Consider the following 16,311-nt stretch of genomic DNA (forward strand, 5'->3'; position numbering starts at 1 on the left):
CTCCGGATATTTTTGTTATGGTTAAAGGCACCGGCATTGCGCCGGAAGGGCTTAAATACCACGTTGATCACACTTTTGACCAGACGCAGTCTGTGCCCTGAGCGCCTGAAACGCACCCGATATCCGCATAATTCTTTACATAACAAAAGATTATACAAAACACATTCAGACAAAAAAGGAACCGATTCCAGGGATTCAGCGGATCAATATTTTTCTTCTTTCAGTGACAGCCAGCGCGGGTGGCTTTTAAACCACGCCACCAGAAAATCGAGCAATGCACGCAACGCGGCAGGCATTTGTCGCCGTGATGCGTAAATCGCATAAATTCCCATTCCCTGTGGCTGCCACTGACCCAGTAAGGCAACCAGTTGCCCGCTGGCAATCAGCGGGGCTGCCGAATAATAAGGTTGCATGACTATCCCCGCGCCCTCCACTGCGCCGGTCAGCAGCACCAGCGATTCGTTGGCGCTCAGATTTCCGCTCACCGGAATCGCAACCTTTTCGCCCTGGCGCTCAAACTGCCACAGGCTTTTGCCGAAATAGGTGTATGTCAGACAATTGTGAACCGCCAGATCCTGCGGATGTTGCGGTGTGCCCTGCGCGGCCAGATAAGCCGGGGACGCACAGACGATCGACGGACATTGTGCCAGGGGCCGGGCGATGAGATTGGGGTCCAGATCGTTAGTGATACGCAGCGCCATATCAATACGGTCTTCCACCAGATTGATCGCCCGGCTTTCCAGCTGAAGATCGATGCTCAACTGCGGATGTCGCCGCAAAAACTCGCTGACCGCAATCACCACGGCACCCTGTCCGAAAGACTGCGAACAACTCAGACGCAGCAATCCGCGTAACGCTTCATTTCCTGTATCCGCCACGCTGCCCATCTCGGCCGCTACCGACAGCATTTTCCGGCAGCGGGCCAGCGTATTTTCACCCGCATCCGTCAGACTAAGTTTGCGGGTGGAACGGTGCAGCAGGCGTGCGCCCGACCACTTTTCCATCTCCGACAGATAACGCGTCACCATCGCCCGCGACATATTCAGCGATTCGGCAGCACTGACCATGCTTCCGCGTTCAACAATGGCAACAAACACTTGTGCAGCGGTAATTCTGTCCATGATTCGTCCGGTTTATGCAACAAACAGTTGCACATTATCCGGTTTTTCCTGCGGATTATGCAACGTACAGTAGATGCTTACTGAATGTGATTATTTATACCTCTGAGGAAATCCCATGCATCTGAAACATCTGACGTTACTCGCCGCCCTGCTGGGCAGCAGCCTGTCTGCTCATGCCGCCAGCGCACTGAAAATGGACGTTTACAACCCCGGTGAAAAAAGCGCTTTCCCGGTTTCCTCTGAAATTATTACCGGGGACAAAGAAGCGGTGCTGATCGACGCCCAGTTCCAGCGCAATGATGCAGAGAAACTGGTGGAGATGATCAAAGCTACCGGCAAAAAACTGACTACCGTGTACATCAGCCAGTCCGATCCGGATTATTACTTCGGGCTGGACGTCATTCACGCCGCCTTCCCGGAAGCAAAAATCATCGCCACGCAGGCCACCGTCAATCAGATCAACGCCAGCAAAGACGGCAAGGTCGCTTTTTGGGGCCCGCAACTTAAAGACAACGCGCCAAAATCTGTCGTGGTTCCCGAGCCACTGAAAGGGAAAACGTTTGAACTGGAAGGTCATAAATTTGAAGTGAAGGGGGTGAACGCAGAGCGGACATTTGTGTGGATCCCGTCGCTGAAAGCGGTAGCGGGCGGCGTGCTGGTCAATGGTAATAACACGCATGTCTGGACAGCAGATACGCAGACGCCGAAATCCCGTCAACAGTGGGTAGAAACGCTTGATGAAATGACCGGTCTGCATCCGCAAGTGGTGGTACCGGGCCATTTCCTGCCAGGTGCGCCGGATAGCGTGGAGTCGGTGAAATTTACCCGTCAGTATCTGCTGACGCTGGAAAAAGAATTACCGAAAGCGAAAGATTCCGCCGCACTTATTGCTGCAATGAAAAAACATTACCCGCAGCTTAAAGAAGAATCCTCTTTAGACCTGAGCGCAAAAGTATTGAAAGGTGAAATGAAGTGGCCGCAATGAATATAAACTGAGTCGGCGCCCTCTTCTGCTAAAGGCATACATCGATCGGCTCCTCCCCTGCGAAGGGGAGGAGCGCAAACCCAATTACAATTAGCCTGGTTTACTCTTTCTGATACTTACTGCGTCACCCGCACAAATTCGCCTTCGGCCTGCACGTTGTGACCAAAACCGCAGTCACCGGTGGTGTGAAGTTTAACGCTCTGTGGCGCAAAGTTCATGTCAACGCTGCACTCGTCACCCGCAGCGGAGGCGTCGTCGGTTTCATGATAAACCGCGTGGTTATCTTTAATGGCCGTCACCACGGAAAACTCTCCTATGTTCGGGCCATAGTAGAGCGACATTTGCCCCATATATAAGCCGCTGAAATCAATTTTGAACTGTGCCTCTTCGGCTTTCACTTCAACGATATTCCAGCTGCCAAAGCCCGCATATTGCCAGTAAATCCCTGCCGGGCTTTCCGCTGGCGGCAAGGCATCCAGTTTTGGCTGTATCAGACTCAGGTTGTATTGTGATTTTTTGTCAGCAGGCGCCAGCAACAGCCAGGCTTTGGCTTTCAGATAATCGCCCTGCTTTATGTAGGTCAGCGCAATGTTGTTGTAGGCCGTGGCGATCTGATCCTGCGGCTTATGGCAAAACTCGCTCCAGGCGACCTGATTACGGAAAATGTCCCGGGCTTTGCCCATATCGCCCTGCTGGTAAGCCACTTTTCCGGCAGCGGCATAAATCCCGGCTTTAACACAATCGGCGCTGATATCCGGTTCATCAATCTGAGCCAACGCCTGAACACTGGCAAAACATCCTGCCACCAGCAGTAAATTCACTGCGACTTTCATCAAACATCCTTCTACTTTTGTGGTCTACAGAGCTTCGTGCTGGAAAAACATCCTTACAAGTGGCTCATTGCCCTATCGCACTGAGCCACTCATTCTGGGATGATTGGTTTTACAACATATCGATTACACATGGCAATTATGGCTAAAAAACCTGGGAAATCGGCGCAATGGGGCGCCGTCTGGCAGTTAATTAAGCCTTACTGGCGCTCAGAAGAAAAGTGGCGTGCCTGGGGCATGTTGACCACTATCATCATCCTTTCACTGGCCGGCGTGTACCTCAGCGTACAGTTTAACGAATGGAACCGTGTCTTTTATGACGCGCTGCAAAACAGAAACTATCCGGTTTTCAAAGCCCAGTTGTGGAAATTTACCTGGCTGGCGCTGCTGTTTATCGTCATTGCCATCTACCGGGTTTACCTGACGCAAGGCTTGCAAATGAGCTGGCGGCGCTGGATGACAGAAGAGTATATGGAGAAGTGGCTGACCAATCACGCCTATTATTACACGGAGCATCAGCACCAGGTGGATAACCCCGATCAGCGTATTTCCGACGACCTGAATGCCCTGACCAGCGGGACTCTTTCTCTGGTGCTCGGTCTGCTGTCGAGCGTGGTGACGCTGTTCTCCTTCGTGTTCATTTTGTGGTCCATCAGCGGGCCGCTGAATTTTATGCTGGCAGGCCATCATTTTGAAATCCCCGGCTATATGCTGTGGTTTGCCCTGCTGTATGCCGCCGTGGGTTCCTTTATCATCTGGTATATCGGTAAGCCCCTGGTAAAACTCGGGTTTAATCAGGAATGGTTTGAGGCTAACTTCCGTTTTGGCCTGATTCGTATTCGGGAAAACAGCGACGCTATCGCGTTATATCATGGCGAGAAAAACGAGCACGACCAGCTGACGGGCAAGTTTGAGTCCATCAAAACCAACTGGTGGTCAATCATGCGCGTCACCCGTCGCCTGAATGTCGCGTCCAACTTTTACGCCCAGTTTGCCAATATCTTCCCGATACTGGTGGCGTCACCGCGCTATTTCTCCGGCGCGATCCAGATGGGTGCCCTGATGCAGATTGCCTCAGCATTCGGTCAGGTACAGGGCGCGCTGTCCTGGTTCATCGATGCCTTTACCGATCTGGCAAACTGGAAAGCCACCGTTAACCGCCTTGCCGGTTTCAATGCGGCAATCGATCAGGTTAACGCTCAGCCGCGCGGGATCAGTGTAGGCACCAGTACCCGACACGCCTTACAGCTTGATCAACTGACACTAAACCTGCCGAACGGTAATCCGCTGTTTTGTAATATTTCTGCTGCCATGCAACCGGGCGAACGTGTGCTGATTGCCGGGCCGTCCGGCTGTGGTAAATCAACGCTGTTGCGCGCGATTGCCGGTATCTGGCCTTACGGTTCGGGCAATATTACACTGGCGGAAGGTAAACGTTATCTGTTCCTGCCACAGCGCAGTTATATTCCAATTGGCACATTGCGCGATGCGCTCAGTTATCCTGACGCCAGCCGTGAATATACGGATGAACAGTTGCAACAGGTACTGACACAATGTCGCCTGTCGCATCTGGCGGCGGTAGAAATTCTGGATGATTACGCCAACTGGAGCCAGCGCCTCTCGCCAGGGGAACAACAGCGGCTCTCCTTTGCCCGTGCGCTGTTGATTAAACCCGATACGCTGTTCCTCGACGAAGCCACCAGTGCACTGGATGACGAAACCGAACAACAGGTATACGCTCTGCTGCTGAGCGAATTGCCGGACACTTCGGTTATCAGTGTGGCGCACCGGAATTCGGTCGCGAAATACCATCAACACTGCTGGCGTTTCAAAAATCAGGAAAATGGCCCGTGCGGATTCACTTCCACTGCGCTGTTGCCTGAATAACGCCTGATTCCGGCGAAAAGGTTTCAAAATGCACAAAGGTTGCTGATGTCAGCAACCTTTCTTTTTTGTGTGTGCTGAAACCCATTTCGGACAGAAAACCAACAGAGTGGCTGGCTGATTTGTATAGCTGACCATACAATTATTCTTAAGTTAAATTTACAATGATCGGAGGTAAGAATTAATGAAGATAGATAAAAATTCGTTCACACCACTTTATCTGCAAATTGAGCAGCAACTTACCGAAAAAATAAGCACCGGCGAAATCCGCCCCGGTGATCCGATCCCGACCGAAGCGGCTATGTGTGAAATCTATGGCGTATCGCGTATGACCGCGCGAAAAGCGGTGGATTATCTGGTGCGTCAGGGGCGTGTAGCCCGTTTTCGCGGTCGGGGCACCTTTGTGGTTGCCCCACCGCAACAACAGAAAATTATTTTGCCGCTCGACCGGCATCTCACTGCCAGCGAAGTCGCCCGGGAAAATAACCAGCGGATTGAAAATCAGGTGCAGGAATTTCGCCGTATGCCGGCCAGTGAAGACATCGCCCGCGAGCTGAATGTTCCGGCAGGTACTGAAGTTTACTTTATGATCCGCCTGCGTCTGCTCGGTGATGAGCCGTTTGTGTATGAACAATGCTGGATGCTGTGCGACCGGTTCCCGGATATCACCCGCGCTGCCATGACCTCGTCAAAATATGCTTATATCCGCTCGAAAGGTTTCCAGCCTGCGGGCAGCACCAAACTGATTTCAGCAGAACTGCCATCTAACGAGATACGTCTCGCACTGAACCTGTCACGCGACCAGCCGGTACTGCATTCCCACGCAATTGTGTCGTTCACCGACGGCACGCTGTTTGAAGTATCAGATGTCTACTACAACCAGAAAAACTATGGCTTCAGCGTCCATGCCAAAGTTAAAGCTTAAGAGCCGTCAGGCAATGCCCGACAACTCTGCTTTCACCAGATTCGCCACCTGTTCAACCTGCGGGCCATAAATCACATGCACGTCCGTGTCGGTGATGCGTTTCACCCCCATCGCGCCGGTTTTCATTAATGTTCCATCCTGTATCTGAGCCATATCTTTCACCTTCACGCGCAGACGGGTGAAACAGCAGTCGACCGCCGTAATATTGCCCTCGCCGCCCAGTCCGATGATAATATTTTTGGTTTTTTCGCCCGTGCCCTGCGCCGGTTTTGCACGTTCTTCGGCATCATTTTCATCCTCACGCCCCGGCGTTTTTATCTGCATTCGCAGAATCACCCAGCGGAAAGAGAAGTAATACAGTGGCGCGTAGATGATGCCGAGGATCAGCGGATACCACCAGTGCGTGCGGCTGCCACCGAGCACACCGAAGATCAGGAAGTCGATCGCCCCGCCCTGCACGTTACCGATCATCACATGCAGCATTTGCATTAATACGAACGACAAACCGGTCAGCACCGCGTGCAGGATATACAGAACCGGCGAGACGAAAATAAAGCAAAACTCGAGGGGTTCAGTAATCCCGGTGGTAAACGACGCCAGCCCACCTGCCAGCATCAGAGCTTTCACGCGGCCTTTATGTTCCGGACGCGCGCAGTGATACATCGCCAGCGCTGCCGCCGGCAGGCCGAACATCATTACCGGGATTTTCCCCTGCGCCAGGAAGCGCGTTGCCTGCTGCGTGACGGCATCAGGGATCAGGCCCGGATTTGCCAGTGCGGCATTAAAGATATTCAGCGCCCCGACAATGCTCTGGTTATCCACCGTAGTCACGCCGCCAATTGGCGTAAAGCGCACGGTTTCATTGATAATGTGATGCAAGCCGGTTGGGATCAGCAAACGTTCTGACGTGGCATAAATAAAGGTACCGATCTCCCCGGTACGCCCGATCAGTTCGCCGATCCACTGGATCCCCTGCGCAATCGTCGGCCAGATCAGCGACATCAGCACGCCGACGACCGGCAGCACCAGCACGGTCACAATCGGTACAAAACGCCGCCCGCCAAAAAACGCGATCGCCGTCGGCAGCACGATGGTATAGAAGCGGTTGTGCAGCCACATCGTGATCAGCCCGACCAGCACCCCGCCCAGCACACTCATGTTGTAGGTAAAGATCCCCAGTGTGTTGGTGAATTCCGCGGCGTAAATCATCGCGTCGCTTTCGGTCATACCCTTCGCTGTCAGTTTGGCGACGGTAATGGTTTCCGGGGTAATATTCTGGGCAAGCAGGCTGTAATTAACCCCGACATGCAGGCCGACAAAGCCGATCACTGCGGAAAAGGCCGCCGTGGCCTTCTCTGCATTGGCCAGCCCCATGGCCGTTGCAACCGCAAAAAATAGCGGCAGGTTGGCAAACAGCGCCCCCGACACCTGGCGGATAAAGCCGATCACCAGTTGCAATGTTTTCATCTGAGTGAAGGTTTCACCGGTGACCGCCGGGTTCTGCAATGCAGCTGCAAGACCTAAAAAAATTCCGGCGGCGGCAATTACCGAGATAGGCGTCATCAGGGCTTTCCCCAGATCATGTATCTTGCTGCCAAGTTTTATCATCTGTCTTCCCTCAACTCGCTGGCTAAAAATAAACCGTTAATTGAGTTAAGTCACAGAATGTATAGTTGTATAGACATAGTAGTCAGGAGTATGAAAGGGATCACAGTTTTGCGGGAGGAAAGCAGGTGTGGAGGTAAAACAAAAAAAAGCCCACATCGGACTGTGGGCGCAGGGGTTGCAACTGGCCGCTGTTCAGAACGGCTGGCAACAAGCAAATGTGAGAACTGCTCGCTCTCGGCCTTTAAGATAATGGCAGTTGCCCGGATCCCGGCGTCTTTTCTTGTAAGTGGCAGGTTAAAATGTATAAATTTGTTTGATTTGCATCACACTTTTTTAACACCTAACAATTCATTCACTTTTAGAATATTCAACTGGAAATTATTCTTACAACCCATTAGTTAGTTTACTAAGCAACAAGTTTATTGCTATTTCACACTGCACGAAAAGATTAAAACCCCATAACAATAAGGGGTTATATAGCAACATCATCCTCATGTTTTGAAATATAGAAACATAGGTGATGACAATATGCTTACACAGAGAAATCAGGCGCTCTCGTATAGTAGAGGACTTGTTGAGAATGGTTGTTCTCAATTTCCCCAAAAGAGTGAATTCTATGCGCCTGAAGTTACTTTCTGTCAGTACAGTGCTACTGCTTTGTGCATGTGACGGGACCGCCAGCTCTGCTTCTCCGGCAGGGCAGGTTCCTGCGGTAAATGTCATTACTTTGCACAGCCAGCCCGTTACCCTCACGACCAGCCTGCCCGGCCGCACCACTGCCGTACGCAGCGCAGAAGTCCGGCCGCAGGTGAATGGTGTGATCCAAAAACGCCTGTTTGTGGAAGGCAGTGAAGTCAAAGCCGGTCAGCAACTTTATCAGATTGATCCGTCAACCTATCAGGCGGCGTTTGACCGCGCCATGGCGACCTGGAAAAGCGCCGATGCGACAGCCCGCCGTTACAAGCCGCTGGTTGATGCGCAGGCCGTCAGCCGTCAGCAATATGACGATGCCGTGGCTGCTGAACGCGAAGCCGCAGCGGATGTCGAAACCGCCCGCGTCAATCTGCAATACACCAAAGTATACGCGCCGATCTCCGGCCACATTGGCCGCTCGGTGTATACCGAAGGTGCACTGGTTACCAGCGGCCAGACGGCGTCTCTGACCACCATCGATCAGCTCAATCCTATTTATGTCGATGTGAACGAATCCTCGCAGGACTTACTGAAACTGCGCCGCGCGCTGGCTTCCGGTAAGTTGCAAAGCGCCGGTGAAAATGCGGCACGGGCCACCCTGACGCTGGAGGACGGCAGCAAATATCCCCTGCAGGGCAAACTGGAATTCTCTGAAGTCACCGTGTCGCAAAGCACCGGTTCCGTTATTTTGCGTGCCTCCTTCCCGAACCCGCACGATGAACTGCTGCCGGGCATGTTTGTACACGCCCAGCTGCAACAAGGTATTGATGAAAAAGGCCTTCTGGTGCCACAGGAAGCCATCATGCATGACGTAAAAGGCTCGCCGTATGTGTACGTGGTGAAAGCGGATAACAGCGTTGAGCAGCGCGCCATTACCACCGGTCAGATGATGAACGGTAACTGGTTAGTGAATCAGGGACTCAACGATGGCGACAAAGTCATTACCGATGGGTTACAGAACGTCAGACCAGGCGCCAAAGTCAACGCCACCGAGCGTAAAGCCAGTGCCCCTGCCGAACAGGCTAATCTCGCGATGACCGATCCTTCCGCGCAATAGGTGAGCTGAATGTCTACTTTCTTTATTAACCGCCCCATATTCGCCTGGGTTGTCGCCATCGTCATTATGATCGCCGGTGCGCTGTCAATCATGAAACTGCCGATCAACCAGTACCCGAATATCGCGCCTCCGGCGATTTCCGTCAGTGTCACCTACCCGGGTGCGTCAGCGGAAACGGCTCAGAACACGGTGGTTCAGGTTATTGAACAGCAACTGAACGGGCTGGATAACCTGCGCTATATCGAATCGCAAAGTAACAGCGATGGCAGTGCTACCATTATTGCCACCTTTGATCAGGGCACTAACCCGGATATTGCGCAGGTTCAGGTACAAAACAAAGTGTCTCTGGCCGAATCACAACTGCCAACCGAAGTGGTTAATCAGGGGATCCGTATTGCCAAATACCAGGCCAACTTCATGCTGCTGGTCAGCCTGATTGCGACTGACGGTAAAATGAGTAACTCGGATCTGAGTAACCTGTTGGTGACCAAACTCGAAGACCCGATTGTGCGTACCAAAGGCGTCGGTGACTTCCTGATGCTCGGTTCAGAATACGCGATGCGTATCTGGCTCGATCCGGCAAAACTGTATAAATATAAGCTGATCCCAAGTGATGTCAGCGCAGCGATTGAAGCGCAAAACGTGCAGGTGTCGTCCGGCTCCCTCGGCGGCCTGCCGACGGTAAAAGACAGCAAACTCAGTGCCACTATCATCGGTAAAACCCGTTTTGACAGCATTAATCAGTTTAAAAATGTGCTGCTGAAGGTGAATGCCGACGGCTCTCAGGTACGCCTCAGCGATGTCGGGAATGTGGATTTGGGACCGGAAAGTTATTCGATTTCCTCCACCTTTAACGGCAAACCGTCAACCGCTATCGCCCTGCGTCTGGCAAGCGGCGCGAACGTGCTGGACACCGACAGAGCAGTAAGACAAACCATCGCCGGGCTGAAAGACTCTCTGCCAGCCAACGTAAAAGTCGAGTTCCCGTACCAGACCGCGCCGGTAGTCAGCGCCTCAATCGAGGAAGTGGTAAAAACGTTGCTCGAAGCCATCGTGCTGGTGTTTTGTGTCATGTTGCTGTTCCTGCAAAACCTGCGTGCGACACTGGTGACCACGCTGGTGGTGCCGGTGGTTCTGCTCGGGACATTCGGTATTCTGGCAGCTGCGGGGTATTCCATTAACACCCTGACCATGTTCGGGATGGTACTGGCGATCGGCCTGCTGGTGGATGACGCCATCGTGGTGGTGGAAAACGTCGAACGTGTGATGACGGAAGAAAAGCTCTCGCCAAAAGACGCCACGATTAAGTCGATGAAACAAATTCAGGGCGCGCTGTTTGGTATCGCACTCGTGCTGTCTGCCGTCCTGGTGCCAATGGCCTTCTTCGGTGGCTCGACCGGGATCATCTACCGTCAGTTCTCCATCACCATTGTGTCTGCCATGGCGCTTTCGGTGCTGATGGCGCTGATTTTCACCCCGGCACTGTGTGCCACTATCATCCGGCACAATGACGAAGAGAAAGCCAAAAGCGGTTTTGCGGGCTGGTTTAACCGTAACTTCGATAAAGGTGCGATGCGCTACACCGCAGCCGTCGGCACGGTGATCTCCCGCCGTCGTCTGTTTTTGGGTCTCTACCTGCTGATTGTCATCGCCACCGGTTTTATGTTCACACGCGTGCCGACCACCTTTCTGCCGGATGAAGATCAGGCTGTGATGTTTGTTCAGGCGACATTGCCCGCCAATGCCTCAGCAGAACGGACCCAGCAGGTGCTGGATAATGTCCGCGAATATCTGTTGAAACAGGAAAGCGGTATTGTCTCCTCGGTGTTTACCGCCAACGGTTTCAGCTTCGCCGGGCGGGGTCAGAACGTCGGCATTGCGTTCGTGCAGTTGAAAACCTGGGCAGACCGTCCAGGTGCCGCGCAAAAAGTCCAGGCGCTGGCCGGTCGTGCGATGGCGCATTTCGCCACTATCAAAGACGCCCGTGTGTTTGCTTTCGTTCCGCCAGCGGTTATGGAACTGGGTAATGCCACCGGGTTCGACTTCTTCCTGCAAGACACTGACGGCAAGGGGCATGAAGCGCTGATGGCCACGCGTAATCAGTTCCTGCAACTGGCCTCGCAGGACAAACGTCTGATGGCGGTGCGTCCGAACGGGATGGAAGATGAACCGCAATATCAGCTGGAAATTGACGATGAGCGCGCGCAGGCGCTGGGTCTGAGCCTCGACGACATCAACAACACGCTGTCTGCGGCCTGGGGTTCAGCGTATGTGAATCAGTTCATGTATAACAACCGCGTGAAGCGTGTTTATATCCAGGGTAAGGCGGCTTCCCGCGTCACGCCTGAAGATTTGAATAACTGGTATTTCCGTAATTCCAGCGGCGATATGGTGCCATGGAGCGCCTTCGGCAGTGGCAAATGGGTGTACGGATCCCCGCGTTATGAGCGTTTTAACGGCGTGTCTTCCGTTGAACTGATGGGTTCGCCGGCACCGGGCTACAGCTCAGGTGATGCCAACGAGGCAGTGATGGAAATCGCGGCCAAACTGCCGCCGGGTTATAAAGTGGCCTGGCACGGTCTGAGCTATGAAGAGAAGCTTTCCGGCTCACAAACACCGGCGCTTTACAGTCTGTCAATGATCGTGGTGTTCCTGTGTCTGGCGGCGCTGTACGAGAGCTGGTCAATTCCGTTCTCCGTCATGCTGGTGGTACCGCTGGGGATTTTAGGCACCATCGGCGCCGTGCTGCTGCGCGGGCTGTCGAACGACGTTTTCTTCCAGGTCGGCCTGCTGACAACCGTCGGGCTGGCGGCGAAGAATGCCATATTGATTGTTGAGTTCGCCAAAGAGTTGCATGAGAACGAAGGGATGTCGGTGACTCAGGCGGCCATCGAAGCGGCCAAGCTGCGTATCCGGCCGATCATCATGACCTCAATGGCGTTTATTCTCGGCGTATTCCCGCTGACCATTTCCAGCGGTGCGGGTGCGGGCAGCCAGCATTCCATCGGGACGGCGGTGGTCGGCGGTATGCTCACCGCCACCTTCCTGGCCATTTTCTTCGTGCCAATGTTCTACGTCACGGTGGTGAATCTGTTCACCCGCAAATCGAAAAAACACGATAAGGCGCTTCCTGCACCCGAGGCCACACACCATGAATAAACCGCATTTCGCGCTCTCGCTTGTCAGCGCGTTTTCACTCACCCTGCTGGCGGGCTGTACCCTGGAACCTGATTATCAGCGCCCTGCACTGCCGGTCGCCAGCAACTGGGACAGTGCTTCCCCTGGCGCGGCACAGGATATCGGCTGGAAAGCGTTCTTCAATCAACCGGCGATGAATCAGCTGATTGGCATGTCACTGGCTAACAACCGCGACCTGCGGGTCGCGGCATTAAATGTCGATACCGCGCGCGCTACCTTCCGGATTGACCGCGCCGCCCTGCTGCCGACGCTCAACGCCGGTGCCAGTGAAACCAACCAGCATCTGCCGGGCGGATTGTATTCAACACAAAGCACCGGACCGGTGACGTATCAGCAATACAGTGCCAATCTGGGCGTGACGTCTTATGAGGTTGACCTGTTTGGCCGCTTACGCAGCCTGCGCGATCAGGGGCTGGAGACTTACCTGGCGACAGAAGCCACGCAGCGCGCGACGCAAATCTCGCTGGTGTCTGAAGTGGCTTCCGGTTATCTGAGTCTGGCGGCGGATAACGATTTGCTGAAACTGGCAATCAGCACCGCCGGCAGTCAGGAAAAATCTTACGAACTCACCAAACACAGCTATGATGCCGGCATCGACACCTCACAGGATCTGGTGCAGGCCGAAACCACGGTGCGTGCGGCACAGGCTGATATCGCCCAGTACACACGTCAGGTGCGTCAGGACGTCAACGCGCTGACCCTGCTGGTCGGCACCACCATCCCCCAGAGTTTGCTGGCGAACGCCACCCTGCAACAGGACTGGAAATTCCCGCAGACACCGGCCGGTTTGCCCTCTGATCTGCTGACCCGCCGTCCGGATATTATTTCCGCTGAACATACGCTGAAAGCCGCTAACGCCAATATCGGTGCGGCGCGGGCGGCGTTCTTCCCGAGCATCACGCTGACCGGCACGGCAGGCACAGAAAGCGGCAGCCTGAGTAAACTGTTCGATGGCGGTACCGGCGCGTGGTCATTTATGCCTTCGGTTAACATCCCGATCTTCGACGGCGGCGTGAATCAGGCCAATCTCGACATCGCGAAGGACACCAAAAAAATTGATATCGCTAACTATGAGAAAGCGATTCAGACGGCGTTCAAGGAAGTGTCCGACGGCTTAGCCGGTCAGGCGACTTACAAAGACGAACTGCTGGCCCGCCAGCAGGACGCCGACGCCAACCAGCGCAACTACGATCTGTCGCAGATGCGCTTCAAAGGCGGTGTCGACAATTACCTCAGCGTACTGGTCGCGCAACGCTCCCTGTATTCTGCTCAGCAAACGCTGATCACCACACAACTTGCCCAACTGAATCAGGACATCAGTTTGTATAAAGCTCTGGGGGGCGGCTGGAAGGAGTGAGTGTTTGAGTTAATGGAAACGCCGACGGAAGTCGGCGTTTTTGTTTTTAAGCCGGAGACACCTTATCCCGCAACATATTCATCGCAGAATCTTCTTCACCAGCTCACCCCGCGCATCAAAATAACGGCTCGGCCAGATCACGCTCGGATGCACCTCCAGCGCCTGCGCAATCACCTTCTCCCCTTTCGGCCATGATCGTGACAGCGCATTCGACAACGTGGATGAACTCAACCCCGCACTGCGCGATACCGCCGCCAATGTCGTACCTCTTTTACGCAATGCCGCAATAATGTCTGCCTGATGCCAGTCGGTATGATTCTGTGCTTTGTTCATGGAGGATCCTTTCCTTTTAGTGGTTAGTTTTCATACTTAACAAAACCATTATCCCGTTTTGGGATATTTGAGTAAAGCGTTGATATTCGTTTTTGGGATTTTTTATGACGAGTATTTTCGATGGCATCAATCTATGATCGTGATTATCAGGAAGTGATTGGTTTATTGAAGAAAGCCAGGCTGGAAAAAGGGATCACTCAGATCGAACTGGCTAAGATGTTGGGAAAACCGCAGTCATTTATCGCGAAGTTTGAAAACGGCGAAAGGCGGCTCGATGTGGTTGAGTTTGCCAGGATTGCGCGGCTGTTAGGAGTTAAGCCGCAAAGTGTTTTGGAAATGCTATTTGATTCGAATAATAGCGACAGTTAATGAATCAATATCAAATTATTCAACCTTCTCTGTTCCAAGTGAAGGTTGAATAAGAGCTGAAGCGAGTGAAATACTCACGATTCCTTGAGTATCGTCCAGCATTACATGAAGAAATTCTATAGAGAAATCTCGCAAAATAACGCATTCAAGGTTCGCCCGGATGACGCCGGGCTATGAACGAGAATTTTCGACTGGGTCTATGAGGATTTTCGAGCATCGTTTGCTTTGATCTCTTCGACCCAAGCTTCCATTATCCACAGGCAAGTGGCGGCTTGTGGTCCTGCATCTAATAATGAAAGGCGGATGCGGTTATATATCACCATGTCGCTATTCGTTATCTTGTCAAATGGCGGAACACAGGCTATATCCGTTCCTTGCTGGTGCTTGTAATGATGCTTATCGAGAATTGACATCACTTTTAGCGTTTCTTTTGCGTTCGCATCGAGCGCGTAATAGAGCGCGCCAGCAAGTTGATTGGATTGTTGTAGATTCACTACAGGCGCTAAATCCGGGACTAACAATAGCCATTCATTGTCACCCTTAGAGATTTTTTTAATCGCCTCAGCCCAGTCTTCTGCTGTTATTTTAGATGAAAAACTGTTGCTTCCATATTTATGAATACTTGCTCTTATATCCTTCGGTGTAGCAGAAGCAAAAGCCATTATTGGAACGAGAAAAAGTAAGGGAAGAATTTTCATCTCACCACCTCTAGTACTTCTGAGGTTCCTCTTATTAAACGGCGGGTAGGATTGCTCATAATGATACAACCTGTCGAAGCAAACCCTGCCGGGCCTTCTCTCCTCTCGCCGTGTATGCGAAATAAGTTTCTGCCATATGATTCACCGGAAGTTTGATGCAGTTCAATCGTAAGTGGTCCTTTCGAGCTGGTGGCAATACCCACACGATATGTACCTTGGGGAAGCGGTCCCATCCCTTTGACATGCTGACGGTCTGGATTATTTTTATTTGTAAGGACGCCAGAATAGCCCTGCTCGATGAATACTCCATCATGAAATAATTCACCGGTGCTTTGTTTATATGTCCAGGTCATAAATCCTCCTTATGCGGTTGAGCGTTCGTTCCATGAGTCTGAATGAATAATGTTGCCGTCAGTGTAAGTCCAGATTATTTTTTCGTAACGCAGCTCCACGCATTCAATGTGCCCATACTTTTCAAAATTAGGATTTTTCACGTCATACATCATTGGCGAAATTGAAACCAATTTAACATTTTCAAGTTTCACACTGAAATATACAACTTCCTGTCCAGCATCATTGATCCGATACAATTTTACCTCAGCGGATTTAAGGGTTTTTCCTGAAGTAACAGCCCTGTAAAGATATGGACTAGATGAATCTATTTCTTTATCAAAGACGAAAGGATGATGGATCCTGGTGCCCGTAAGTTTCCCGGTATTAGAATCAGTGGGGATCTCCAGAGCATGAGCTAAACCAATAATTTCGATACTCCCCTCGCGGCCATTTACGTCAACTGAACCTTTGATGTCTGCACCGCCATCGTCTTTTAGCCATAAGTATGCTGGTATTGCCATTTTTCATAAATCCATTTTAAAAAGAGAGGCTTTACGTTATGACTCTATGTCTTGGCATACCATTAGTTAAGTTGGAAAACCGAGATTTTCAGAAGTTTATTACTAACAATCGGTCGCTTATTTTTTTGGTTGTCAACATTAAGATTTTTCAATCCGCCTTGAGCAAATCGATTTACGCTAATTTAAACGAATTAATCAAAACAATAATTTCCTGCGTCAATATAAACCTACAGAACATAATTAATTACTATCATTAAAAAAATCATTAAAAAAAACTTTGCAATCATTACCTTGCGGAGTAGTTTATTTATCACATTCCAACAGGGTGATTTAAAAACGGCTATTCCTGATTACTTATGGCTTAAAGATGACAATATCGCCCATATCAAGGATTCCTTT

General features: G+C 51.8%; 14 protein-coding genes. 7 read left to right on the forward strand and 7 right to left on the reverse strand.

Going from position 1 to position 16,311, the window contains the following annotated elements; all coding sequences use genetic code 11:
• Positions 1–203: 203 nt before the first annotated feature.
• Positions 204–1,121 (reverse strand): LysR family transcriptional regulator, encoded by a 918-nt coding sequence (locus tag ACOZIO_RS19915; protein ID WP_129992038.1) that lies wholly within the window; start codon positions 1,119–1,121, stop codon positions 204–206.
• Between the two features lie 115 nt (positions 1,122–1,236).
• On the opposite strand from ACOZIO_RS19915, the gene ACOZIO_RS19920 reads away from it, so the two are divergent.
• Positions 1,237–2,106, forward strand: a complete 870-nt coding sequence (locus ACOZIO_RS19920; protein WP_129992037.1) for an MBL fold metallo-hydrolase — start codon at positions 1,237–1,239, stop codon at positions 2,104–2,106.
• A 116-nt stretch (positions 2,107–2,222) separates the two neighbouring features.
• On the opposite strand, the gene ACOZIO_RS19925 is transcribed toward ACOZIO_RS19920, so the two are convergent.
• The gene (locus ACOZIO_RS19925; protein WP_129992036.1) at positions 2,223–2,939 is read right to left on the reverse strand and encodes a tetratricopeptide repeat protein; all 717 of its coding nucleotides are present in this window, start codon (positions 2,937–2,939) and stop codon (positions 2,223–2,225) included.
• 129 nt (positions 2,940–3,068) lie between these two features.
• Here ACOZIO_RS19925 and ACOZIO_RS19930 point away from each other — a divergent pair, with 129 nt between their 5' ends.
• Both ACOZIO_RS19930 and ACOZIO_RS19935 read left to right on the forward strand, forming a co-directional pair.
• Positions 3,069–4,823, forward strand: a complete 1,755-nt coding sequence (locus ACOZIO_RS19930; RefSeq protein ID WP_129992035.1) for an ABC transporter ATP-binding protein/permease — start codon at positions 3,069–3,071, stop codon at positions 4,821–4,823.
• Positions 4,824–5,004: 181 nt separating this feature from the next.
• Positions 5,005–5,745: a GntR family transcriptional regulator gene (locus ACOZIO_RS19935; RefSeq protein WP_129954920.1), complete on the forward strand. Its 741-nt coding sequence runs from the start codon at positions 5,005–5,007 to the stop codon at positions 5,743–5,745.
• A 6-nt stretch (positions 5,746–5,751) separates the two neighbouring features.
• Here ACOZIO_RS19935 and ACOZIO_RS19940 read toward each other — a convergent pair whose 3' ends face one another.
• A complete protein-coding gene (locus ACOZIO_RS19940) occupies positions 5,752–7,353 on the reverse strand; it encodes a PTS transporter subunit EIIC (protein ID WP_129954919.1) in 1,602 nt (533 codons plus the stop codon).
• 616 nt (positions 7,354–7,969) lie between these two features.
• Between ACOZIO_RS19940 and ACOZIO_RS19945 the strand changes: the two genes are divergently transcribed.
• Genes ACOZIO_RS19945 through ACOZIO_RS19955 form a run of 3 tightly spaced genes read left to right on the forward strand, consistent with a single transcriptional unit; the run spans position 7,970 to position 13,658 of the window.
• Complete coding sequence (locus tag ACOZIO_RS19945) at positions 7,970–9,103, forward strand: efflux RND transporter periplasmic adaptor subunit (protein ID WP_129992034.1); 1,134 nt, start codon at positions 7,970–7,972, stop codon at positions 9,101–9,103.
• A 9-nt stretch (positions 9,104–9,112) separates the two neighbouring features.
• Positions 9,113–12,262, forward strand: coding sequence for an efflux RND transporter permease subunit (locus ACOZIO_RS19950; protein ID WP_421595617.1), 3,150 nt, complete (start codon positions 9,113–9,115; stop codon positions 12,260–12,262).
• Positions 12,255–13,658 (forward strand): efflux transporter outer membrane subunit, encoded by a 1,404-nt coding sequence (locus ACOZIO_RS19955; protein WP_129954916.1) that lies wholly within the window; start codon positions 12,255–12,257, stop codon positions 13,656–13,658. The genes ACOZIO_RS19950 and ACOZIO_RS19955 overlap by 8 nt, the downstream gene beginning before the upstream one ends.
• A gap of 78 nt (positions 13,659–13,736) precedes the next feature.
• Here ACOZIO_RS19955 and ACOZIO_RS19960 read toward each other — a convergent pair whose 3' ends face one another.
• Complete coding sequence (locus tag ACOZIO_RS19960) at positions 13,737–13,991, reverse strand: helix-turn-helix domain-containing protein (RefSeq protein ID WP_037035188.1); 255 nt, start codon at positions 13,989–13,991, stop codon at positions 13,737–13,739.
• A 120-nt stretch (positions 13,992–14,111) separates the two neighbouring features.
• Here ACOZIO_RS19960 and ACOZIO_RS19965 point away from each other — a divergent pair, with 120 nt between their 5' ends.
• Positions 14,112–14,360, forward strand: a complete 249-nt coding sequence (locus ACOZIO_RS19965; RefSeq protein WP_421595618.1) for a helix-turn-helix domain-containing protein — start codon at positions 14,112–14,114, stop codon at positions 14,358–14,360.
• A gap of 197 nt (positions 14,361–14,557) precedes the next feature.
• Here the strand turns inward: ACOZIO_RS19965 and ACOZIO_RS19970 are convergent, their stop codons facing one another.
• Genes ACOZIO_RS19970 through ACOZIO_RS19980 form a run of 3 tightly spaced genes read right to left on the reverse strand, consistent with a single transcriptional unit; the run spans position 14,558 to position 15,912 of the window.
• Positions 14,558–15,058, reverse strand: a complete 501-nt coding sequence (locus ACOZIO_RS19970) for a hypothetical protein (RefSeq protein WP_421595619.1) — start codon at positions 15,056–15,058, stop codon at positions 14,558–14,560.
• Positions 15,055–15,411: a tlde1 domain-containing protein gene (locus tag ACOZIO_RS19975; protein WP_421595620.1), complete on the reverse strand. Its 357-nt coding sequence runs from the start codon at positions 15,409–15,411 to the stop codon at positions 15,055–15,057. The genes ACOZIO_RS19970 and ACOZIO_RS19975 overlap by 4 nt, the downstream gene beginning before the upstream one ends.
• A 9-nt stretch (positions 15,412–15,420) precedes the next feature.
• Positions 15,421–15,912, reverse strand: a complete 492-nt coding sequence (locus ACOZIO_RS19980) for an Hcp family type VI secretion system effector (RefSeq protein ID WP_421595621.1) — start codon at positions 15,910–15,912, stop codon at positions 15,421–15,423.
• Between the last annotated feature and the right edge of the window lie 399 nt (positions 15,913–16,311).

This window comes from Rahnella sp. PD4 (genome assembly GCF_049199325.1).
GTDB lineage: Bacteria > Pseudomonadota > Gammaproteobacteria > Enterobacterales > Enterobacteriaceae > Rahnella > Rahnella perminowiae.